This window comes from Macromonas nakdongensis (genome assembly GCF_002837145.1).
Taxonomy (GTDB): Bacteria; Pseudomonadota; Gammaproteobacteria; order Burkholderiales; family Burkholderiaceae_C; genus Macromonas_B; species Macromonas_B nakdongensis.
In genome coordinates this window covers 1-21097 of the sequence record NZ_NWMV01000044.1, presented here as the reverse complement: position 1 = coordinate 21097, position 21097 = coordinate 1, and the positions used below count along the sequence as shown (strand labels likewise).

Sequence of the window (21097 nt, the reverse complement as noted above, 5' to 3'; positions counted from 1 at the left end):
AAGGTCGGCGCCCGGTAGCCCAGGAACAGCAGGGGCTGTTGGGTCCGGCCGCGGAACACCACGCGCCGCGCCCCTTGCTGCGCCGGCTCGGTCTGGGGTTTGCGCGCAGGCACCGGGGCCGCCGCGATCTGGCCGTAGTGCCGCTCGGCCCAGGCGCGCACCTGGGCGACATCGACATCGCCCGCCACCACCACCGCGGCGTTCGCGGGCCGGTACCAACGGCGGTAAAAATCGCGCACATCGCTCGGCGTCAGCGACGCCAGGTCGCTCTGCCAGCCGATGATCGGCCGGCGGTAGGGGTGGGCCACCCAGGCCGTGGCGTTGAACAGCTCGTACAACTGGGCCTGGGGCGACTCGTCCACCCGCTGGCGTCGCTCCTCCTGGATCACCGCCAGCTCGCGCGCCAGCACCTCGTCCGACCAGTGGTTGTTGGCGAAGCGATCGGCCTCCAGCCGCATCACCTCCTCCAGCCGATCGGCCGGCACCTGTTGGTGGTAGGCGGTCACGTCGCGGCTGGTGAAGGCGTTTTCGCGCCCGCCCAGGGCCGCCACCCGGCGCGAGAACTCGCCCTCGGCCAGTTGGTGGGTGCCTTTGAACAGCATGTGTTCCAAGACGTGGGCCACACCCGTGGTGCCATCGACCTCGTCCATCGAGCCGACACGCACCCACAGCATGTGGACGGCGGTGGGTGCACGCCGATCGGGCTGGACGATCAAGGTCATGCCGTTGGCCAGGGTGAACACCTGCGCCGGCGAAGATGGGGGGGCAGCCGCGGCCCTCGCCGCCTCCGGCGGGGTGGTCGAAGCCGGGGCGGCCGGCGAAACGGCCGGGCCGGCCCAGGCTGCCAGCCCCCAGCCCAGGGCCAGCCCCAGGCCAAGGCGGCGACAGGCGCCTACACTGTGTCGTATGGGTTTCATAGAATGCGGATGATTCCAGAAACGCACCAAATGTTCAGTTTCCTCAAGAAAAAATTCTTCTCGTCGTCTGCCACCGAACCGGTGCCCGCACCGGCCCCCGTTGCAGCGCCCTCCGCTGCAACGCCACCGGCGCCGGCGACACCGACCGTGCCAACAGCCACCCCACAACCCCCGGCGGCACCTGCACCTGCACCTGCACCTGCACCTGCACCTGCACCTGCACCTGCACCCGCTCCAGCGCCGCAGCCCACAGCCCCGACACCGCCAGCCGAACGCCAGGGCTGGCTCAGCCGGCTCAGCGCCGGCCTCAAGAAGACCGGTACCAGCCTGTCCACCGTGTTCACAGGCACGAAGATCGACGAAGCGCTGTACGAAGAGCTGGAGGCCGCGCTGCTGATGGCCGACACCGGCACCCAGGCCACTGCCCACCTGCTGGACGACCTGAAACGCCGCGTCAAGGCCGAAAAAGCCACCGAACCGACCGCTGTCAAAAGGCTGCTGACCGAGGCCATCGCCGACCTGCTGCGCCCCCTGGAAAAAGCCCTGCCGATCGGCGCCCAGGCCGATGGCCCGACCGTGCTGATGGTCGCCGGCGTCAACGGCGCGGGCAAGACCACCACCATCGGCAAGCTTACCTGGCACCTGTCGCACGCCGGCGCCACGGTGCTGCTGGCCGCGGCCGACACCTTCCGCGCCGCCGCGCGCGAACAGCTCGGGGTCTGGGCCGACCGCAACACGGTGGACATCGTCAGCCAGGAAGGGGGCGACCCGGCCGCCGTCAGTTTTGACGCCGTCAGCGCCGGCCGCGCCCGGGGCAAGGACGTGGTCATCGTCGACACCGCCGGTCGCCTGCCGACCCAGCTGCACCTGATGGAAGAGCTGAAGAAAATCAAGCGCGTGGTGCAGAAAGCCGACGCCACCGCCCCGCACGAGGTGCTGCTGGTGATCGACGGCAACACCGGTCAGAACGCCCTGGCCCAGGTCAAGGCCTTCGACCAGGCCCTGGGCCTGACCGGCCTGGTGGTGACCAAACTGGACGGCACGGCCAAGGGCGGCGTGCTCGCCGCCATCGCCATGTGGGCACGCGAGCAGCAGCGCTCGGTGCCGGTCTACTTCATCGGCGTGGGCGAGCAACTGGACGACCTGCAAACCTTCCAGGCGCACGAATTTGCCCAGGCCTTGCTGGCCTGAACCGCACACCAGCCTGCACATGCGCCCCCACGAGCGGCCAGAACCTTGTAAGCTTGGCGTGAGGTCGGCTCATAGAATTTCAAGAAATCCGAATATCAGTATTTCTTGATGCTTCAATGCCGGCGCCCCCCTGGTGTCCGTTTTCCATCCAAGGAGACATGAACGATGCAACGATCCCTTCAGGTACTCACCGCGTGTGTGCTCGGCACCGCCGCGCTGGCGGCGCAAGCCCAGGTGTCGCAGGTCAAGGTCTGGGCGGCCGCCTGTGCCAACTGCCACGGCACCAACGGCAAGGCGCAACCCGGCATGGAAGCGCTGGCCGGCAAGGACCAGGCAGAACTGGCGCAAAAGATGCTCGACTTCAAGAGCGGCCGCAAGCCCGCGACCATCATGCACCAGATCGCCAAAGGCTATTCTGACGAGCAGATCCAGAGCATCACGGCCTACTTCGCGGCCCAGAAGAAATAAGGAGACCCGACCATGCAACGCCGTCAATTTGTACAAACGATTGCCGCCGGCTCCGCGCTGGGTTCCCTGGGCCTGATGGCCGGTTGCGCCTCGGTGGGCGGCAGCGGCCCCCACGTGGTGGTGGTCGGCGGGGGTTACGGGGGCGCCACCGCCGCCAAATACCTGCGCCTGTTCTCCGAAGGCAAGGTGCGCGTCACCCTGATCGAACCCAACCCCGCGTTCATTTCCTGCCCCATCTCCAACCTGGTGATCCAGGGCAGCAAGACCCTGGCCGACATCACCACCCCCTACGACGGGCTGGAAAAAAACCATGGCGTGAAGATCGTGCGCGACATGGTTGCCAGCATCGACCCTGAAAAACGCAGCGTCAAGCTCGCCAGCGGCGCCGACCTGGCCTACGACCGCCTGATCGTTTCGCCCGGCATCGACTTCATGTGGAACACCCTGCCCGGCATGGCCAAACCCGGCGCCCAGGACAAGGTGCTGCACGCCTGGAAAGCCGGTGCCCAGACCGTGGCCCTGCGCAAACAACTGGAGGCCATGCCCGACGGCGGCGTGTACGCGCTGTCCATCCCGCTGGCCCCGTACCGCTGCCCGCCCGGCCCCTACGAGCGCGCCTGCATGGTGGCCAACTACTTCAAGAAGGCCAAGCCCAAGAGCAAGGTCGTGATCTTCGACGCCAACGACGACATCCAGTCCAAGAAAGGGCTGTTCATGAAGGCGTGGAAAGAGCATTACGACGGCATGATCGAGTACCGTCCCAAGCACAAGGTGGTCGATGTGGACGCTGCCACCAACACCCTGAAGTTCGAGTTCAACGACGACTTCAAGGCCGGCGTGGCCAACGTGGTGCCCGACATGCGCGCCGGTGAGATCGCCGTGAAAACGGGCCTGGCCACCGCCAACGGCCGCTGGTGCGAGGTGGACTTCCTGACCTTCGAGTCCAAGGCCCACAAGCACATCCACGTGCTGGGCGACGCGATCCAGATCGCGCCGGCCATGCCCAAGTCGGGCCACATGGCCAACCAGCACGGCAAGACCTGTGCCGCCGCCGTGGTCAGTCTGCTGATGGGCCAGGAACCGCCGGCCTTGCCGATCTACGCCAACACCTGCTACAGCTTCGTGACCGACGAAGACGTGGTGCACGTCTCCAGCGTGCACCGCTACGACGCCGAGAAGAAGACCATGCTGACGGTGCCGGGTTCAGGCGGCGTGTCGGCCGCTGCCAGCGAACTGGAAGGCCGCTACGCCCTGGCCTGGGCCAAGAACATCTGGGCCGACACCCTGGCCTGACCGCGCACCCCCGGCCCGTCCGGGGGTTTTTGCCATGTCAAATATCCGTTTGCGGTGATGCAATGAAATTCTCCACCCTCCCCGCTGTCGGCCTCGCGTTGGCTTTGGGCGCCGTGCTGGCCGGACAGGCCCACGCCCAGGCCGATGAGGCCCGCGCCAAGAAACTCGCCGGGGGCTCGTGCTTCCTGTGCCACGGCGCCCAGGGCGAGTCCACCAGCGAAGTCTTCCCGCGCCTGGCCGGGCAGGACGCCGCCTACATCGCCAAACAGTTGGCGGCCTTCAAGAACGGACAACGCAAGAGCACCACCATGGCCGACATGGTGGCCAAGCTGACGCCCGACGAGATGGCGGCGTTGGGCCAGTACTACCAGAAGATGCGCCCGCCCACCGAAGCGGCCAAGGACGCGGACCTGGCCAGCATGGGCCGCTACGTCTACCTCCACGGCAACAAGTTCAGCGGCGTGCCGGCCTGCGCCAGCTGCCACGGCGCCACCGCCCAGGGCGCGGCCCACCTGCCCCGGCTGGCCACACAGTTCTCCGGCTACCTGTTCACCCAGCTCAAGCAGTTCAACAAGCGCGAGCGGACCAACGACAACGCGGTGATGCACGCCGTCGCCGAGAAAATGACCGAGCTGGAAATGGCGGCCGTGGCCGAATACCTGAGCGGCCAGTAAGCACCCTGCCCTGCGGCGCCCACGCCCTGCGCGGTCTTTGCCGCCCAGGGCCACGTGGCGTCTGGCCTCAGTGGCCCACGTGCAACTTCGCGTGGATGCGCCGGGTGGTGTTCCACACGCCCCACAACACCAGCGGAATCGAGGCGCCCGCCGCCAGTTCGGGGTGGATCGGCACGCCGGCCGTTTTCAGGGCCTTGGCCCCGTACAGCACCAAGCTCACCACGTAGTACGAGATGGCGGCGATGGACAGCCCCTCCACCGTGCTCTGCAGGCGCAGTTGCAGCTCCTGACCGCGGGTGAGCTTTTCCAGCAACTGCTGGTTCTGCACCTCGGTGGCAATGTCCACCCGCGTGCGCAGCAAGGCGCTGGTGCGCGCCACCCGCTCGGACAGGGAGGTCAGGCGCCGCTCTGTGGACGCCACCGTGGCCATGGCCGGCGACAGCCGGCGCTGCATGAATTCACCGATGGTCTGCGTGCCCGGGATGGGCCGCTCTCGCAGCTCGGCGATGCGCTGCGACACCAGGGTGTCGTAGGCCCGTGTGGCCGAGAAACGGTAGACGTGCTGCGCCATGGCCTTTTCCACCCGCGCCGCCAAGGACACCAGGGTGTCGAGCATGACCTGGTCCGACGAGGACTTGCGCTCCAGGTCGGCGGTGGTGTCGGCCAGTTGCCGTTCGGCCTGGGCCAGTTCGGGTGACAAGGCCTTGGCCACGGGCAAACCGCGCAAGGCCATCAGCCGGTAGGTCTCCAGCTCCAGCAGGCGCGCCGACACACGTCCGGCACGGGTCTCGCTCGTGCCCGGCGGCAGCACCACCAGCATGCGCTCGAAGCCGCTGTCGCGCAAGGCAAAGTCCGTCACCACCATCGAATGCGCCTGACTGCCCAGCAGCGAGGCCACGACCGGCGGCGCCCCCAGCCAACGACGGGCCTCGAGCAGGCGTTGGCCGGGCTCGGACAGGTCGCCGTGCACCATCGCCAGTTTGATCGCGCAAAAAGTGCGGCCGGGCACACCGGCCCACCACTCGGGGGGCAGGATCAGGTGCGGGAGCAAGTCCGGGTCCTCGCTGCCCAGGGCGGCACCTTCGGGCAGGGGTTGGACCAGGGAATAGCGGGTGAACTCGGTGTGCCGCTCCCACTTCAGGGTGCAGCCCGGCAAGCGCAGGCGCAGGAAGTTGCCCGACAGGTCCTCCGGGCACAGCCCCGCTTGCCCCGGCAGGCGCCGCAGGTGTTCGCACTCCTGCTCGCGGTCCACACCGTCGTTGTAGACCGCCAGGAACACCACCAAAGCCGGCAGGTGGATGCGGGCCGAGGGCCGGGCATGCACTTCGTTGTGCAAGGTGGCGCGCCAGGCATCGTCGGGCGGCAGCACGGGGGCCGCCGCAGCGGGAGGGGTTTGAGGTGACGGCATGTCCATACCCACAGGTGCATGAAAGCGGATGACGCGACGGCCAGGACGGCAGGCACCGGGCCGACAAAACTGCGCAAGTATCGCACCGCCCAAAGCAAAAAGCCCCCATCGCTGGGGGCTTTTTTGCGGAACCGCCCGCAGGCGGCCGGACGGGTTTTACGCGCCCAGTTTTTCCTTGATGCGGGCCGACTTGCCGCTGCGCTCACGCAGGTAGTACAGCTTGGCACGGCGCACAGCACCGCGGCGCTTGACTTCGATCTTGGCGATCAGCGGGCTGTACAGCGGGAAGGTACGCTCCACGCCTTCGCCGTTGGAGATCTTGCGCACGATGAAGCTGGAGTTCAGACCACGGTTGCGCTTGGCGATCACCACGCCTTCGTAGGCCTGCACGCGCTTGCGGGTGCCTTCGATCACGTTCACGCTCACGATGACGGTGTCACCGGGGGCAAATGCGGGGATTTCTTTGTTCAGGCGAGCAATTTCTTCTTGCTCGAGGGCTTGGATCAGGTTCATGGTTTTCCTTCATTCCCGATCATGAACGCGCTGCACTAAAGGCCTGGAATTCGACACGGGGTGCGATCAAGGCGGCCGACAGAGGATCGAAAAGCCTTGGATTATAAGCCGGATTCTTTTTTCGAATCAAGCCCTCTGTCTGGACTCAGGGCGCGTGCCCTTGCAGGAAGCGCTCGTCCAGCCGGCTCAGGTCGCCGCGGGCACGGGCCGCGGCAAGCAGGTCCGGGCGCCACTGCGCGGTGGTCAGCAGCCGCTGCTCGCGGCGCCAGGCCTCGATGTGGCCATGGTGGCCGGACAGGAGCACCTCGGGCACGGGCGCCTCGCCCTGCGGACCGGACCACACCTCGGGACGGGTGTAGTGCGGGCAATCGAGCAAGCCATCGAGCACCGGGCTGAAGCTGTCCTGCTGGTGGCTGCCTTCGTCGTTCAACACACCGGGCTGCAGGCGGGCCACGGCGTCGAGCAAGGCCAGCGCGGCCAGCTCACCGCCGGACAGCACGAAATCGCCCAGGCTCCATTGCCGGTCGACGCAGGCGTCGATGAAGCGCTGATCGATGCCCTCGTACCGGCCACACAGCAGAATGGCCCCCGGCCCTTCGGCCTGGGCCGCCACCAGGGGATGCGACAGGCGCTCCCCCAGGGGTGAAAACAGCACGGTGGGCGCGGGCACGGCCTCGGCGCGGTCGGCACGGATCGCCTGCCAGCAGCGGTACAGCGGCTCGGCCTGCATGACCATGCCTGGCCCGCCGCCAAAGGGGCGGTCGTCCACCCGGCGGTAATTGCCTTCGGCAAAGTCGCGCGGGTTCCACAGGCGCACATCGACCAGGCCCGAGGCGAAGGCCCGACGGTTGATGCCGTGGCTCATGAACGGCCCGAACAGCTCGGGGAACAGGGTGATGACGTCGTATCGCATGGAGGGCGCGAGCGCGGTGCACGTCAGGGGCGGGCGCGCAGAGCGGCAGGCTCAGTAATCGGGCTGCCAATCGACCGTGATGCGGCGACCCGGCAGGTCAACCCGGTCCACATACACCGAGACGAAGGGGATCATGCGCTCGACGGTCTTGTCGCCTTCGGTCTGCTCCAGGCAGAGCACCGAATGGGGACCGGTGGGCAGCAGGTCGCGCACGGTGCCCAGCTCCACGCCTTCGCGGTTGAGCACCTGCAGGCCGATGAGGTCGACCCAATAGTACTCGTCGGCGTTGCCGGTGTCGGGAAAATCGGCACGGGAGACGAAAATACGGGCACTTTTGAGCGCTTCGGCGGCGTTGCGGTCGGCCACCGCGGCCAGACGCGCGACGATGCCGTCGGCGTGCGGCTTGACTTCTTCCACCTCCAGGCCGACGACACCGGTGAAGGCGTCAAAGCCGCGGGCGTAGCGCCCTTCGGGTGGGCACAGGTACCAGTGCCGTGCGCCCAGCAGGACATCGGCACTGGCGCTGTGGGGGTGCAGACGCACCCAGCCTTTGATGCCCCACGCTTCCTGCACCCGCCCAACCTCGACCGCGTCGGCGGGCAGGGTGGTGGGCGTCAAGCCAGGCACGGCGGCCATGGGGTGCGGCGGGGCGAGGGCGAGACTCAGGCCGCGGCCGGAGCGGCCTTGGCGGCCTGCTTGATCAGGCGCTGAACGGTCTCAGAGGGCTCGGCACCCACGCCCACCCAGTAGTTCAGGCGGTCCTGGGCGATGCGCAGGGGCTCTTCACCGCCCTTGGCCAGGGGGTTGTAGAAACCGATGCGCTCGATAAAGCGGCCATCGCGGCGGCTGCGCTTGTCGGCAACCACGATGTTGTAGAACGGACGGGCTTTGGCGCCGCCGCGGGAGAGTCGAATGACGACCATGTTTTATCCTTCGGGTGGTTTGAATGTTTTGCAACGCCTGAGACACACGACTGACCACCCGGCCAGCGAAACGCTGCAAACCGCGCATTATAACCACCGATACACTTCCAGCCGTGGTGTCCGTCCGAACGACGGGCCACTGCACCTCCCCACGGAACTTCTCTTGCCGGATCCGGCACTGTCATTGCCATGAGCATCCTCCCCCACGCCACAACCCGCCGCAAAAACAAAACCCTGGCCACCTGGCTGGCCCTGGTGGGCGGCACCTTCGGCTGGCACCGCCTCTACCTGTACGGCTGGAACGACGCCTGGGCCTGGGCCCACGCCATCCCGACCGCGCTCGGCCTGTGGGGGGTGGACCGGGTGCTCACCCTGGGGCAGGACGACCAGTTGTCCTGGCTGCTGTTGCCGCTGCTGGGATTCAGCATCGCCGTGGCCTGCCTGACCGCCATCGTCTACGCCCTGCGCACGCCAGAGCAGTGGAACGCCCGCCACAACCCGACCGAAGCACCCGACGCGCCGGCCGGCCGCACCGACTGGCTGACCGTCGGGGCGATCGTCTGCGCGCTGATGTTCGGCGCCATCGGCCTGATGGGCAGTCTGGCCTTTGGCTTCCAGCGTTATTTCGAGTACCAGATCGAGGAAGGGCTGAAAATCAGCCAGTGAACGGGGCTGGCACGCTCCCTGCTTGAACGACTCCGAAGCCCAGCGCACGGAGCGAAAAACCCCGGAAACGGCACATCGGTGCCGCTTTGGTGCGTATACAGTTTTGTATGCACCAAAAGCACCGCGGCCCACCCCGGTGCTTTTCTGCCACGGACGCCAGGCTTTCCGCCCCTTCCATGACCCACAGGAGTCGTCCTCATGCAGAAAAAAACCTTTGCCCGACTGGCGCTGGCTTCGGCCTGTGCCCTCACCGCCCTGGGCGCCCAGGCGCAAGCCAGCAGCGCCGTCAATGTGTACGGCCTCATCGACGTGAGCCTGAGCTCCATCAAGGCGCGCGGCGCCACCACCCGCGTCACCAGCGTGGACAACGGCAACATGACCACCAGTTTCTGGGGCATCAGCGGCACCGAAGATCTGGGCAACGGTTGGAGCGCGGGCTTCAAGCTGGAAGGCTTTTTCCGCGCCGACACCGGTCAGACCGGGCGCTTCACGATTGCCGGCACCGATGACGCCATGTTCTCTCGCAACGCCCACGTGAGCGTGTCGAGCAAAAGCCTGGGCACCTTGACCCTGGGCCGCCAAGCACCCGCGCTGTTCGTGCAGTCGCTGCTGTACAACGCCTTCGGCGATTCGTTCGGGTATTCGCCCACCATCCGGCACTACTACACCAGCGGCACCGTCACCGGTGACTCCGGGTGGAACGACGCCATCGGCTACAGCAGCCCGTCGTTCGGCGGTTTCCGGTTTGGCGTAGCGAGCGCCCTGGGCGAAGACGGCACCGACGGCAGCAACGTGGGTGTCAACGCCAGCTACAGCAGCGGCCCCTTCTCCATTGCCGTGGCATTCCAGGACGTGGAAAAAGACGGCACAACCACCAATGCCGCTTCTGTGGTAGACGACACCGAGTCCTACCAGTTGGCTGGCTCCTATGACTTTGGTGTGGCCAAGGTGTTTGCACAGTACGGGCAAGTGGACAACCAGACCACCGGAAACGAGTACAAAATCAGCGGCATCGGCGCCCGGGTGCCGGTCGGCAGCGGCGCCTTCGTCGCCCAGTACGGCAAGCTGAACAAGAAAACAGGCAACGACGTGGACACCCTGTCGGTCGGCTACCTGCACAACCTGTCCAAGCGCACCGAGGTCTACGCCACCGCCATGCGCGACAAGGAGGACACCCTGTCCACCGGCACCCACTACTCCCTGGGCATCCGCCACAAGTTCTGAGCCGGGCGCAGCCCCTGCACCAAAAGCGTGGCCCCGGCCACGCTTTTTTTACGCAGCGCCCGGACCGCCGCTCAGGCCGAGCGGAACATGAAATACACCGCGCCCACCATGCACAGCGCGGCCCAGAGGTAGTCCCACTTGAGCGGCTCGTTCATGTAATACAGCGCAAAGGGCACGAACACGCTCAGGGTGATGACTTCCTGCAGGATCTTGAGCTGGGCCACGCTGAACTGGCTGTGACCGATGCGGTTGGCGGGCACCTGCAACAGGTATTCGAACAGGGCGATGCCCCAGCTGACCAGCGCGGCCACGTACCAGGCCTGGTTCGTCTGGTGTTTGAGGTGGCCGTACCAGGCAAAGGTCATGAAGATGTTGGAGGCGATCAGCAGACCGATGGTCTGCACCGGGATGGGCAATTGCTGCAACCAGTTCATGTGTGGGCGGCTGTGAAAAGGCGGAAAAGGCTGGACCGTGGAGGGCGGGTACGCCTCAGACGCTGGACAGGAACGACATCACCAAAGTGAGGGTGAACAAGGCCAGCAAGGTGGACACGCCGGTGATGGCGGTGGTGAGCTCCTGCACCACCCGGTAGCGCTGGGCGAACAGGAACACATTGGCCCCGGTGGGCAGCCCAGCAGCGACCACCATGACGGTGAAGGCCAGACCGTCGATGCCCCAGAGCCAGGCGCTCAGGCCCACCAGGGCCGGCAACACCAGGTTTTTGGACAAGGCCACGCGCAGGGCCAGGCCGCCCTGCCCGGCCAGCGGCGAATGCACCAGGCTGATGCCGACCAGCACCAGCGACAAGGGGCCGAAAGCGTTGCCCAGCAATTGCAGGGGCTTGTCCACCACGGCGGGCAGCGTCCAGCCGGTCTGGGCGAACAGCAGGCCGCAGGCGATGGGCAGAGGAATGGGGTGGATGACCGAGCCCTTGACCGCCGACCACGCCGTGGCCACCAGACGCGGGGCCGCGCCGCCCTGCTGGGCCAGCTCACGGGCGGCGGCCAGTTCCAGCACCACGGCGCCGGCGGTGAGCAGCAGGAGCGCGTGCACCGACACCAGCGTCAGCAGCGTGACCAGACCGGCCTGCCCGTAGGCCAAGCCGACCAGGGTGATGCCGATCATCACCAGGTTGGAAAAGGTGCCGGCCAGCGCCAGCACCACGCTGCGGCGGTTGAAGCCGCGCCCGGCGATGGACACCGCCAACAGCAGGCCGGCGGCGGTGAAATAGGCCCCGATGGGGCGCAGGTCGAGTTGCTCGATGTGCACCGTGCTCATGGTGCGGAACAGCAAGGCCGGGATGAGCAGCAGGAACACCAGGTTGGCCAGGTCCTTGACCGCGCCCTGGCCGACCCACCCGCGGCGACCGGCGATGTAGCCGGCCGCGATGAGCAGGAACACCGGGGCGAGGGACTGGAAAACGGGGTGGCTGGCGAGGTTCACCGGACGAGTGTAGCCACACCGGGCCGACCCAGCCGAGCCCGGAGACCTTCAGCGGACCCAGTCGGTGAAGGCGCGGCGCAGCTTGGCGACCTTGGGCGCGGCCACGGCCAGGCAATAACCGTGACCGGGGTGCCGGGCAAAGAAGTCCTGGTGGTAGTCCTCGGCCGGGTGGTACAGGCCCAGGACCTGGACCTCGGTGACGATGGGGGCGTCGTAGGCCCCGGCGGCGCCCAGTTCCGCGATGAGCGCGCGCGCGACCTCGGCCTGCGCCGCGTCGGTCCAGTAAATGCCGCTGCGGTACTGGGTGCCCACGTCGTGCCCCTGGCGGTTGGGGGTGGTGGGGTCGTGGGTGGCAAAAAAGATGAGCAGGATCTGGCGCAGATCGATGACGGTCGGGTCGAACACCAGCTTGACGACCTCGGCGTGCCCGGTCTGCCCGGTGCAGACCGCCTCGTAGGTGGGCGCCGGGTCGTGGCCGTTGGCGTAACCCGACTCCACGTCCAGCACGCCGCGCACCTGCACGAAAACGGACTCGGTGCACCAAAAACAACCGCCGCCCAGCACGATGGTTTCTTGTTTGACCACGCCACACCCCTTGCCACCGGCCCGCAGGCCCGAAAAAACGCACCCGACAGGGCGCACGAATTCTGCTAGGGTAGTCGAGCCATGATGCTCTCGCTCGATTTTCTGGCGATACCCCTGCTGACCGCGGCGGGATTGATGTTTGTCAGCCTGCTGGCCGGCATGCTGTCGGTGCGCCTGGGCTTTTCCTTCCTGCTGGTGTTTCTGGTGGCCGGCATGCTGCTGGGCGAAGACGGCCCGGGCGGGGTGGTGTTCGACGATTTCCGCCTGGCCTTCTGGGTCGGCAACGTGGCGCTCGCGGTGATCCTGCTTGACGGCGGCCTGCGCACCCGCCACAGCACCTTCCGCACCGGGCTCAAGCCGGCCTTGTGGCTGGCCACGCTGGGGGTGGTGCTGAGCGCCGGCCTGACCGGGGCGGCGGCGCACCTGCTGCTGGGGCTGGACTGGCCCCTGGCGCTGCTGCTCGGCGCCATCGTCGGCTCGACCGACGCTGCCGCGGTGTTCTCTCTGCTCAAGACCTCGGGCGTGCGGCTGAACGAACGGGTGGCGGCCACGCTGGAAATCGAGTCGGGCCTGAACGACCCGATGGCGGTGTACCTGACGCTGGCCCTCATCGGCTGGGCCCTGCAAAGCGGCACCCCTGAGGCCGGTCTGGACGCCTGGACGGCCCTGACCAGCCTGGCCCTGCAGTTTGGCTGGGGGGTGGCGGTGGGCGGGCTGCTGGGGCGGGGGTTTGCGGGGGTGCTGCGCCACGTCACCCTGATGACGCGCCCCAGCGGTGGCGTGCGTGCGCTGTGGCTGGTGTCGGCCGGCCTGAGCGTGTTCGGGTTGAGCACCTGGCTGGGCGGCTCGGGCTTCCTGGCGGTGTACGTGTTCGGGGTGGTGGTGGGCAACAAGGTGCCGCAAAGCGTGACGCCGGTGCTCTCGGCCATGGACGGCTACGCCTGGCTGGCGCAGGCCTGCATGTTCCTGCTGCTGGGCCTGCTGATGACGCCGACCGAAGCGCTGCGCACCCTGTGGCCGGCCTTGGGCGTGTCGGCCGCGCTGATGCTGGTGGCGCGCCCGCTGGCGGTCTGGCTGTGCCTGCGGCCCCTGCGCTTCAGCCCCCGCGAGATCGCCTTCATCGCCTGGGTGGGGCTGCGCGGGGCGGTGCCGATCGTGCTGGCGGTGTTCCCCCTGATGGCCGGCCTGGAGGACGCCAAGACCTTCTTCAACGTGGCGGTGGTGGTGGTGCTGACCTCGTTGCTGCTGCAGGGCTCGACCATCCCCTGGAGCGCGCGCCAGGCCCGGGTGGCGCTGCCCGACGAGCAGGACAGCGCGCAGGTGCGCGCGGTCTACGGCGACTTCGAGGTGCCGGGCCACACCCGCATGGCCGACCTGGCCGCCTTCTACGGCTGGCCCAGCGCCGGCCTGGGCGAACAAAGCGTGGCCACCTGGCTCACCCAGGCCCTGGGCCGCCCGCCGGTCGAAGGCGACCAGGCGCCGCTGGACTCGGCCGAACTGTCGGTGCGCCAGATGCAGGGCGACGCCATCGCCCGGGTCGGCATCCGGCTGCTGGACGCCGGCGACTGAGCGCCCGGCATTCTGGGGCAGGTGTTGCAAATAACCGACACCACGCCCGTCGGCCCGGTGCTACCTTCCCGGCCATGCCAACGATCTGGGACATTTCCCCCCCCGTGCACCGCCAGACGCCGGTGTTTCCGGGCGACACCGCCTACCACCAGGACTGGGTGGCTACCCTGACGCCGGACTGCCCGGTCAACGTCAGCGCCATCACCACCACGCCGCACATCGGTGCCCACGCCGACGCGCCGCTGCACTACGACCCGGCCGGCGCGGCCATCGGTGCGGTCGCGCTGGACGCCTTTCTCGGGCCCTGCCGCGTCGTCCACGCGCTGGACTGCGGCGCGCTGGTGCGCTGGGAACACCTGGCGCACGCCCTGCCCCCCGACCGGCCCTGGCCGGCACGGGTGCTGGTGCGCACCTACCGGCGCATGCCGGTGGACCGCTGGGACCCGGCGCTGCCCGCCTTCGCCCCCGAGACCATCGCCCACCTGGCCGACCACGGGGTGGTGCTGGTGGGCATCGACAGCGCCAGCATCGACCCGGCCGACAGCAAAACGCTGGACAGCCACCAGGTGGTGCGCCAGCGCGGCCTGCGCGTGCTGGAAAACCTGTGGCTGGACGACGTGCCCGAGGGCGATTACGAACTGATCGCCCTGCCCCTGAAGCTGATGAGCGCCGACGCCAGCCCGGTGCGCGCCGTGCTGCGGCCCCTGCCCTGAGCCTTTTTCCTGCCCCTTGCGGCGCACCGCCGCGCCCCCTGCCATGACCACCCTGCAAGACTGCCAAGCCCTGGACGCCCAGGACCCGCTGCGCGCCCTGCGCGAACAATTCGACCTGCCCCCTGGGGTGATCTACCTCGACGGCAATTCCCTGGGCGTGTGCCCGCGCGCCACCCCCGCCCGGGTGGCCGACGTGGTGCAACGCCAATGGGGCCAGGACCTGATCCGCAGCTGGAACAGCGCCGGCTGGTTCGACTGGCCGCGCAGCGTCGGCGACAAGATCGGCCGCCTCGTCGGCGCCGGCCCAGGCCAGACCGTGGCCACCGACAGCACCTCGGTCAACCTGTTCAAGGTGCTGGGCCTGGCCATGCGGCTGCAGGAAGGCACGGCCCCGGAGCGCCGCACCGTGCTGAGCGAGCGCAGCAACTTCCCGACCGACCTCTACATCGCCGAAGCCCTGTGCCGCGACCGCGGCTGGACCTTGCGCCTGGTGGACGCCGGCGGCCTGATGGCCGCCCTCGGCCCGGACACCGGCCTGGTGCTGCTGACCCACGTGAACTACCGCACCGGCGCCATGCACGACATGGGCACCGTGACCGCGGCGGTGCACGGGGCCGGCGCGGTCATGGTGTGGGACCTGGCCCACAGCGCCGGCGCCGTGCCGCTGGACCTGAACGGCGCCGACGCCGACTTTGCCGTGGGCTGCGGCTACAAATACCTCAACGGCGGCCCGGGCGCCCCGGCCTTTGCCTGGATGCACCCGCGCCACGCCGCCCGCCTGGGCGACGACCTGTGGCAACCGCTGGCCGGCTGGTGGGGCCACGCCGCGCCCTTCGCCTTCACGCCCGGGTACCGGCCCGCCCCCGGCATCCAGCGCTTTCTGTGCGGCACCCAGCCCATCGTCAGCCTGGCCGCGCTGGACTGCGGCGTGGACACCGTGCTGGCGGCCGAGGCCTTCGGCGGCATGGCCGCGCTGCGCCGCAAATCGCTGGCCCTGACCGACCTCTTCATCGAACTGGTGGAAAGCCGCTGCACCGGCCACGGCCTGAGCCTGGCCACACCGCGGGCACACCGCCAGCGCGGCTCGCAGGTCTGCCTGGCGCGCGACCACGGCGCCTACGCCATCGTGCAGGCGCTGATCGCACGCGGCGTGATCGGCGACTTCCGCGCCGGCGACGCCCAGCAGCCCGACATCCTGCGCTTCGGCTGCACGCCGCTGTACCTCGGTTTTGCCGACGTCTGGCACGCCGTCGAACAGCTGCGCCATGTGCTGGAGAGCGGCGAATGGCAGCGGCCCGAATTCCAGCGCGCCCACGCCGTCACCTGAACCGGAGCCCGCCCCCATGACCACCCCGAACAGCGGCTGCCCCTTCCACGCCGCCACCGCGACCGAAGCCATCGTCCACGCCGAAGGCGCGCAGCTCGACTTCAGCCGCTCCATGAGCTACGGCGACTACCTGCAGCTCGACACCCTGCTGAACGCGCAAAAACCGCTGTCGCCCGAACACGACGAACTGCTGTTCATCGTGCAGCACCAGACCAGCGAGCTGTGGATGAAGCTGATGCTGCACGAGTTGCACGCGGCCATCGCCCACATCGCGCAGGACCAGTTGCCCGCCGCCTTCAAGATGCTGGCCCGCGTCAGCAAGATCATGGAGCAGCTGGTGCACGCCTGGGACGTGCTGGCCACCATGACGCCGCCCGAGTACAGCGCCATCCGGCCCTACCTGGCCCAGTCCAGCGGCTTCCAGAGCCACCAGTACCGCTGCCTCGAATTCGCCCTGGGCAACAAGAACCCGGCCATGCTGCAGCCGCATGCGCACCGGCCCGATCTGCTGGCGCAGGTGCGGGCCGCCTACGCCGCGCCCTCGCTCTACGACGAGGCGCTGCGCCTGCTGGCCCGCCGCGGCCTGCCACTGCCCGCGCAGCACCTCGAACGCGACTGGACCCAGGCGCACCGGCCCGATGCGGCCGTGGAGCAGGCCTGGCTGAGCGTCTACCGCGACACCGAACGCCATTGGGACCTGTACCAATTGGGCGAAAAGCTGGCCGACCTGGAAGACGCCTTCCGGCTCTGGCGCTTCCGCCACCTGACCACGGTGGAACGGATCATCGGGCTCAAGCGCGGCACCGGGGGCACGGGCGGCACCAGCTACCTGCGCCAGATGCTGGACGTGGTGCTGTTCCCCGAAATCTGGACCCTGCGCACCGCGCTGTGAAGCGCGATCGAAGGGCGGCCGAGCGGCCCCGCCCGCACAGGTGACAGCGCCGCGCCCCGGCCCGGCATAAGCTCGCCGGCTCGCCCCCTACCAGGATTGCCCCTTGCCCCGATTCCGCGACACGGCCACCGCCGACCCCGCCCCAGCGCCACCCACCCGGTCGGCGCGGGCGGCGTGGTGGCCGCTGCTGGCGCTGGTCGGCGGCTTTGCCCTGAGTCAGGCGTTTCGCACCGTCACCGCCATCCTGGCCGGGGGGCTGCAGGCCGAGTTCCAGCTCTCGACCCAGGCGCTCGGGCTGTTCGCCGGCACCTTTGCCTTCGCCTTCGGCCTGAGCCAGTTCGCCATGGGCGTGGCGCTGGACTACTACGGCCTGCGCCGCACCCTGCTGGCGGTATTCCCCCTGGCCATTGTCGGTGCGCTCGTCTCGGCCCTGGCACCCAACTTCGGCACCCTGGTGCTGGGCCAGACGCTCATCGGCATCGGCTGTTCGCCGGCCTTCGTCACCTGCACCCTCTACATCGCCCGGCATTTCCCGCCCAAACGCTTTGCCTTTGTGTCCGGCCTGGCGCTGGGGCTGGGTGGCCTGGGCCTGCTGCTGACCGGCACGCCCATGGCCTGGTGGGTGGCACACACCTCGTGGCGCGCCGGTTTCGGGCTGCTGGCGGGCCTGGCGGCACTGGCCTGGGTTTTCATCCACACCTGCCTGCAAGAGCCCGTCGCGCACGCCCACCCGCGCCCGGACACCCTGGGCAGCGCCCTGCGTGGCTTTGGCGCCCTGTTCCTGTTGCCGCACACCCTGGGCATCTTGGCGCTGGCGCTGGTGAGCTACGCCGCCTTCCTCACGCTGCGCGGCCTGTGGCTGGGGCCGCTGCTGGCCCACCGCCACGGCTTCAGCCTGATGGAGGTGGGCCACGTGGCGCTGGCCATGTCGGTGCTGTCGCTGTTCATGCCGGCCGTGTTCGGCCGCTTCGACCCGGGTCCGGCCACCCGGCGGCGCTGGATCGTCGCCTTTGCCAGCCTCACGGCCCTGACCTTCCTGGGCATGTCCCTCTGGCACCGGGCCTGGGCGGACGTGGGGGCCATCGTCCTGATCGGCGCGCTGTCGGGCGCCGGGGTGCTGCAGTACGCCAACGTGCGCTCGGCCTACCGGCCGGAGGTGGCCGGGCGGGCGTTGTCGGTGTTCACCATGGCGATGTTCCTGGGGGTGGCGTTGGTGCAATCGCTGACCGGCTGGATCGCATCGCTGGCACCGACTGTGGGGCTGGAGCCTTACGCCGCCGCACTCGGCAGCACCGGGCTGCTGCTGGCCCTGGGCGCGCTGGTGTTCTGGTGGCTGCCCGCGGGCCAGCACGCGGGCTGAAGCCGGGGCCCACCGGGCCCGCAGGCGGCCCGCTGCCCGGTGGCGCACTCAGGCCATGGCGGCGCGACAAGCCTCGGCCAGCAGGGGCGCCATCGCCACCACGTTCGAGGCATGGGCGATGCAGTCGGTGCTCCAAACTTGGCCGACGCAGGCCTCGCGCATGACCTGCAGGGCGTCGCCGGCAAACAGAGCGTGCGTCACCGCCACGTCCACCGAGGCCGCACCCGCGGCCAGCAACAGGCGCGTGGCCCGTGCCACCGTGTGGCCGGTGCTGGCCACATCGTCCAGAATCACCACCTGGCGCCCGCGCACGGGCACGTCGGGCAGCGCGATCTCGACCTGGCGGTCGCCGTGGCGCACCTTGCGGCAAACGGCGCTGTCGTGGCCGTGGCGGGCGGCGGCCTGGGCCACCCACTGCGCAGCCTCTTCGTCCGGGCCCAGCAGCAGGGCGCCGGGGCGCTGCCGGGCGATCCAGTCGGCCAGGGCCGGGGCGCCGCTGAGCACCACCGGCCGCGCCACCGGCACCGCCTCGCCCAGGGTGGCGACGCGGTGCAGGTGCGGGTCCACCGTGACCACAGCGTCGAACAGACCGGCCAGGAAAGCGCCCACGATGCGCTGGCTGACCGCCTCGCCGGGCCGGAACTCGATGTCCTGGCGCATGTAGCCCAGGTAGGGCGCCACCAGGCCCAGATGGACCACACCGTGGGCGCGCGCGGTGTGAGCCAGCAGCAGCAACTCCACCAGTTTTTCGTTGGGCTGGTGCAGGCCACGGAACACCAGCACCCGTTTGGGCAGGGGCACGGGCAGGCGCAGCTTCAGCTCGCCATCGGGGAAGCGGTGGCGCTCCACCGCCTGGGCCGACACCTCGGGGCCCAGGGCCTGGGCCAGGGCCAGGGCGGGCGCGGCCTCGTCATCGAAATGCAGCAGACAGGTCACGGTCAAAACTCCACGAACACGTGCGGCAACTCGCCGGGCTCGCCCAGGGTGTAGCCGCTGTTGCGCTGGCAGGCCTGGCGGGCAAATTCCAGGTCCGACTGGTAGGCGGCGTAGACGCGGTACAGCACCTCGCCTTCGGCCACCGGTTCGCCCAGCTTGCGCGCCAGGTCCACCCCGGCGCCCTGCACCTTGGGCGCCCCCGCCGTTTGCGCGATGCGCGCGATCTGCAGGTTGTCGATGGCGGTGACCACGCCGCCGCGCGGGGCATGGACCTCGAAGCTCAGCGCCCCCAGCGCCGGACGCTCCGCATCGAAAGGCCGCGCGCCCTGGGCGGCGATGATGGCACGCATTTTCTCCAGCGCCCGGCCGCTGTCCAGGATGTCGCGGGCGATGGCGTAACCGTCGCCCCCGCGGATGTCGGGGTCGCACTCCAGCAGCCGCCCGGCCAGGCGCAGCGACTTCTGCCGCAGGTCCTGCGGCGCCAGCGGGTGGTTTTCCAGCACGCGCATCACGTCGCGCGCCTCCAGCACCGGGCCCACGCCGCAGCCGATGGGCTGGCGCCCGTCGGTGATGACCACGTCCAGCGACAACCCCAGGCGGTGCGCCACGTACTCGAACAAGCGGCGCAGGCGCTGCGCGTCGGGCATGGAGCGCACCTTGGCCGTCGGCCCGATGGGGATGTCGAGCACCAGGTGGTTGGAGCCGGCCGCGATCTTTTTGCTCAGGATGGACGCCACCATCTGCCCCGGCGAATCCAGCGACAGCGGTCGCTCGACCGAGATCAGGACATCGTCGGCCGGCGACAGGTGGGCCGTGCCGCCCCAGGCCAGGCAACCGCGGTGCTCGCGCACGATGCCGCTGAGGCGGTCGAAAGGCAGCTCCACGTTGGCCAGCACCTCCATGGTGTCGGCGGTGCCGGCCGGCGAGGTGATGGCGCGCGACGAGGTTTTGGGGCACACCAGCCCGTGTGCCGTGACGATGGGCACCACCAGCATCGAGGTGCGGTTGCCCGGGATGCCGCCGATGCAGTGCTTGTCCACCACCAGACGCTCGTGCCAGTCCACCCGGCGGCCGCTGGCGATCATGGCCTCGGTCAGGAAGTACACCTCCTCGCGGTCCAGCTCGCCACGGTTGGTGGCCACGACAAAGGCCGACAGTTCGATCTTGCTGTAGCGGTGTTCGGCGATGTCGCGCACGATGGCGTGGAAGTCGTCGCGTCCCAGGCGTTCGCCGTCGATCTTGCGGTGCAGGGCCGCGATGGACGCGGGCGGCTCGGCCTGGGAAATGCGGGCCGGGTGGCCGGGCTCCACGCCCATCTGGGCGAAGGCGTCCTGCGACAGGCCCAGTTCGTGGCACTGCACGATGCGCGGGTCGGACGTGACGTTGAGCGTGGCCAGGATGCGCCGGCCGTTGGCCGTGACCTCCACCTTGGACAGGGCCTGGAAGCCTTCGGCGCGGTAGACCTCGCAGTCGCGGTGCAGGTAGGCCACGTTCTCGCGGTAGGTGTCGATGGCGACGCGGCGCAATTTGAGCGCAGCGCCGTCGGGACTCGGCACAGGCTCTGCCGGGGCCTCACTGAGGACCGGGTTCATGGCCGCGGCCTCCCAGGCCGGACGCCGGCCCCCAGGTGTGTGGCAACAATGCAGGGGTGCATGGGTGTCTCCGTCTCTGTGGCGCTCGCAGGGCGCCGTCACGTCTTCCACCATAACCGATCGCGCCGCCTTGCGGCGCCCCACCGACGCACGCCCACCGAATTCAGCCCAGGGACGGCGGGCCGTCGTACAAGCTGGGCAGGTCGAGCACACGCTCGCCCCCGAGGCGCAAGGCAAGGTTGCGCGCCCAGCGCAGCGGGCCCTGTGCATGGAAAATGGTGCCGTTGCGCCGGGACCGGGCCTGCACCCAGGCGTTGCGCGACCAGCGAGCCTGGGCCCAGCGTTGCAGCAGCGACGGCCAGTCCAGCCCGGCACCGGCCGGCGCCTGGGCCAGCAGGCGGCCCAGCGCCCAGGCGTCTTCCAGGGCCATGGCCGCACCTTGCGCCAGGTAGGGCCGCATCGGGTGTGCCGCGTCGCCCAGCAGGGCCAC

At 69.0% G+C, this 21097-nt stretch carries 23 protein-coding genes; 11 read left to right on the top strand and 12 right to left on the bottom strand.

Translation table 11 applies throughout. From position 1 onward, the window contains the following. On the bottom strand, nt 1–917 hold a 917-nt coding region (locus tag CON77_RS07420; RefSeq protein ID WP_198552302.1), incomplete at its 3' end, for a M16 family metallopeptidase. A 30-nt stretch (nt 918–947) separates the two neighbouring features. Between CON77_RS07420 and ftsY the strand changes: the two genes are divergently transcribed. The 4 genes from ftsY (at nt 948) to CON77_RS07400 (ending at nt 4543) form a co-directional block, all read left to right on the top strand. Continuing rightward, nucleotides 948–2108: a signal recognition particle-docking protein FtsY gene (gene ftsY, locus CON77_RS07415; protein ID WP_101048539.1), complete on the top strand. Its 1161-nt coding sequence runs from the start codon at nt 948–950 to the stop codon at nt 2106–2108. A gap of 165 nt (nt 2109–2273) precedes the next feature. Next, nucleotides 2274–2576 carry a c-type cytochrome gene (locus tag CON77_RS07410; protein ID WP_101048538.1) on the top strand — a complete coding sequence of 101 codons (303 nt, stop codon included), beginning with the start codon at nt 2274–2276 and terminating at the stop codon, nt 2574–2576. A gap of 12 nt (nt 2577–2588) precedes the next feature. Next, nucleotides 2589–3869, top strand: coding sequence for an NAD(P)/FAD-dependent oxidoreductase (locus CON77_RS07405; protein WP_101048537.1), 1281 nt, complete (start codon nt 2589–2591; stop codon nt 3867–3869). 62 nt (nt 3870–3931) lie between these two features. Then, entirely contained in the window at nt 3932–4543 is a 612-nt protein-coding gene (locus CON77_RS07400; RefSeq protein WP_101048536.1) for a c-type cytochrome, read from the top strand. 67 nt (nt 4544–4610) lie between these two features. Here the strand turns inward: CON77_RS07400 and CON77_RS07395 are convergent, their stop codons facing one another. From CON77_RS07395 to rpsP, 5 genes are all read right to left on the bottom strand, one after another. Continuing rightward, complete coding sequence (locus CON77_RS07395; protein ID WP_101048540.1) at nt 4611–5951, bottom strand: DUF3422 family protein; 1341 nt, start codon at nt 5949–5951, stop codon at nt 4611–4613. 156 nt (nt 5952–6107) lie between these two features. After that, nucleotides 6108–6464, bottom strand: coding sequence for a 50S ribosomal protein L19 (gene rplS, locus CON77_RS07390; RefSeq protein WP_101048535.1), 357 nt, complete (start codon nt 6462–6464; stop codon nt 6108–6110). Nucleotides 6465–6609: 145 nt separating this feature from the next. Continuing rightward, entirely contained in the window at nt 6610–7377 is a 768-nt protein-coding gene (gene trmD / locus CON77_RS07385) for a tRNA (guanosine(37)-N1)-methyltransferase TrmD (RefSeq protein WP_101048534.1), read from the bottom strand. A gap of 51 nt (nt 7378–7428) precedes the next feature. Next, nucleotides 7429–8013, bottom strand: coding sequence for a ribosome maturation factor RimM (gene rimM, locus CON77_RS07380; protein WP_101048533.1), 585 nt, complete (start codon nt 8011–8013; stop codon nt 7429–7431). A 26-nt stretch (nt 8014–8039) separates the two neighbouring features. After that, nucleotides 8040–8300: a 30S ribosomal protein S16 gene (gene rpsP, locus CON77_RS07375; RefSeq protein WP_101048532.1), complete on the bottom strand. Its 261-nt coding sequence runs from the start codon at nt 8298–8300 to the stop codon at nt 8040–8042. A gap of 189 nt (nt 8301–8489) precedes the next feature. On the opposite strand from rpsP, the gene CON77_RS07370 reads away from it, so the two are divergent. Together CON77_RS07370 and CON77_RS07365 are read left to right on the top strand one after the other, a co-directional pair. Next, complete coding sequence (locus tag CON77_RS07370; RefSeq protein ID WP_101048531.1) at nt 8490–8966, top strand: hypothetical protein; 477 nt, start codon at nt 8490–8492, stop codon at nt 8964–8966. Nucleotides 8967–9164: 198 nt separating this feature from the next. After that, nucleotides 9165–10190, top strand: a complete 1026-nt coding sequence (locus CON77_RS07365; RefSeq protein WP_101048530.1) for a porin — start codon at nt 9165–9167, stop codon at nt 10188–10190. Between the two features lie 71 nt (nt 10191–10261). On the opposite strand, the gene CON77_RS07360 is transcribed toward CON77_RS07365, so the two are convergent. Genes CON77_RS07360 through msrA form a run of 3 tightly spaced genes read right to left on the bottom strand, consistent with a single transcriptional unit; the run spans nt 10262 to nt 12218 of the window. Beyond that, the gene (locus tag CON77_RS07360; protein ID WP_101048529.1) at nt 10262–10624 is read right to left on the bottom strand and encodes a DMT family protein; all 363 of its coding nucleotides are present in this window, start codon (nt 10622–10624) and stop codon (nt 10262–10264) included. A 55-nt stretch (nt 10625–10679) separates the two neighbouring features. Then, nucleotides 10680–11633, bottom strand: coding sequence for an AEC family transporter (locus CON77_RS07355; protein WP_101048528.1), 954 nt, complete (start codon nt 11631–11633; stop codon nt 10680–10682). A gap of 48 nt (nt 11634–11681) precedes the next feature. Further along, on the bottom strand, nt 11682–12218 hold the full coding sequence (gene msrA / locus CON77_RS07350; RefSeq protein ID WP_101048527.1) for a peptide-methionine (S)-S-oxide reductase MsrA: 537 nt from the start codon (nt 12216–12218) through the stop codon (nt 11682–11684). An 81-nt stretch (nt 12219–12299) separates the two neighbouring features. Here msrA and CON77_RS07345 point away from each other — a divergent pair, with 81 nt between their 5' ends. From CON77_RS07345 to CON77_RS07325, 5 genes are all read left to right on the top strand, one after another. After that, the gene (locus tag CON77_RS07345) at nt 12300–13787 is read left to right on the top strand and encodes a potassium/proton antiporter (protein ID WP_101048526.1); all 1488 of its coding nucleotides are present in this window, start codon (nt 12300–12302) and stop codon (nt 13785–13787) included. 74 nt (nt 13788–13861) lie between these two features. Beyond that, on the top strand, nt 13862–14500 hold the full coding sequence (gene kynB / locus CON77_RS07340; protein WP_101048525.1) for an arylformamidase: 639 nt from the start codon (nt 13862–13864) through the stop codon (nt 14498–14500). A 43-nt stretch (nt 14501–14543) separates the two neighbouring features. After that, nucleotides 14544–15827 (top strand): kynureninase, encoded by a 1284-nt coding sequence (gene kynU / locus CON77_RS07335; protein ID WP_101048524.1) that lies wholly within the window; start codon nt 14544–14546, stop codon nt 15825–15827. Nucleotides 15828–15843: 16 nt separating this feature from the next. Then, nucleotides 15844–16719: a tryptophan 2,3-dioxygenase gene (kynA, locus tag CON77_RS07330; protein ID WP_101048523.1), complete on the top strand. Its 876-nt coding sequence runs from the start codon at nt 15844–15846 to the stop codon at nt 16717–16719. A 103-nt stretch (nt 16720–16822) separates the two neighbouring features. Then, nucleotides 16823–18079: an MFS transporter gene (locus tag CON77_RS07325; protein WP_101048522.1), complete on the top strand. Its 1257-nt coding sequence runs from the start codon at nt 16823–16825 to the stop codon at nt 18077–18079. A gap of 48 nt (nt 18080–18127) precedes the next feature. Here the strand turns inward: CON77_RS07325 and CON77_RS07320 are convergent, their stop codons facing one another. The 3 genes from CON77_RS07320 to CON77_RS07310 all read right to left on the bottom strand — a co-directional run. Further along, nucleotides 18128–19015: a ribose-phosphate diphosphokinase gene (locus CON77_RS07320; RefSeq protein ID WP_198552301.1), complete on the bottom strand. Its 888-nt coding sequence runs from the start codon at nt 19013–19015 to the stop codon at nt 18128–18130. 2 nt (nt 19016–19017) lie between these two features. Beyond that, nucleotides 19018–20607: a thymidine phosphorylase family protein gene (locus CON77_RS07315; RefSeq protein ID WP_101048520.1), complete on the bottom strand. Its 1590-nt coding sequence runs from the start codon at nt 20605–20607 to the stop codon at nt 19018–19020. Nucleotides 20608–20770: 163 nt separating this feature from the next. Then, nucleotides 20771–21097: FAD-dependent monooxygenase (locus CON77_RS07310; RefSeq protein ID WP_198552300.1), on the bottom strand; the 327-nt coding region annotated here is incomplete at its 5' end.

Bases quoted from the DNA above. Each gene is read 5' to 3' on its own strand.
- CON77_RS07395 (WP_101048540.1), bottom strand. From the start codon at position 5,951: ATGCCGTCACCTCAAACCCCTCCCGCTGCGGCGGCCCCCGTGCTGCCG.
- rplS (WP_101048535.1), bottom strand. From the start codon at position 6,464: ATGAACCTGATCCAAGCCCTCGAGCAAGAAGAAATTGCTCGCCTGAAC.
- ftsY (WP_101048539.1), top strand. From the start codon at position 948: ATGTTCAGTTTCCTCAAGAAAAAATTCTTCTCGTCGTCTGCCACCGAA.
- kynU (WP_101048524.1), top strand. From the start codon at position 14,544: ATGACCACCCTGCAAGACTGCCAAGCCCTGGACGCCCAGGACCCGCTG.
- CON77_RS07365 (WP_101048530.1), top strand. From the start codon at position 9,165: ATGCAGAAAAAAACCTTTGCCCGACTGGCGCTGGCTTCGGCCTGTGCC.
- kynA (WP_101048523.1), top strand. From the start codon at position 15,844: ATGACCACCCCGAACAGCGGCTGCCCCTTCCACGCCGCCACCGCGACC.
- CON77_RS07410 (WP_101048538.1), top strand. From the start codon at position 2,274: ATGCAACGATCCCTTCAGGTACTCACCGCGTGTGTGCTCGGCACCGCC.
- kynB (WP_101048525.1), top strand. From the start codon at position 13,862: ATGCCAACGATCTGGGACATTTCCCCCCCCGTGCACCGCCAGACGCCG.
- CON77_RS07370 (WP_101048531.1), top strand. From the start codon at position 8,490: ATGAGCATCCTCCCCCACGCCACAACCCGCCGCAAAAACAAAACCCTG.
- rimM (WP_101048533.1), bottom strand. From the start codon at position 8,013: ATGGCCGCCGTGCCTGGCTTGACGCCCACCACCCTGCCCGCCGACGCG.
- CON77_RS07345 (WP_101048526.1), top strand. From the start codon at position 12,300: ATGATGCTCTCGCTCGATTTTCTGGCGATACCCCTGCTGACCGCGGCG.
- CON77_RS07360 (WP_101048529.1), bottom strand. From the start codon at position 10,624: ATGAACTGGTTGCAGCAATTGCCCATCCCGGTGCAGACCATCGGTCTG.
- CON77_RS07315 (WP_101048520.1), bottom strand. From the start codon at position 20,607: ATGAACCCGGTCCTCAGTGAGGCCCCGGCAGAGCCTGTGCCGAGTCCC.
- trmD (WP_101048534.1), bottom strand. From the start codon at position 7,377: ATGCGATACGACGTCATCACCCTGTTCCCCGAGCTGTTCGGGCCGTTC.
- CON77_RS07405 (WP_101048537.1), top strand. From the start codon at position 2,589: ATGCAACGCCGTCAATTTGTACAAACGATTGCCGCCGGCTCCGCGCTG.
- rpsP (WP_101048532.1), bottom strand. From the start codon at position 8,300: ATGGTCGTCATTCGACTCTCCCGCGGCGGCGCCAAAGCCCGTCCGTTC.
- CON77_RS07400 (WP_101048536.1), top strand. From the start codon at position 3,932: ATGAAATTCTCCACCCTCCCCGCTGTCGGCCTCGCGTTGGCTTTGGGC.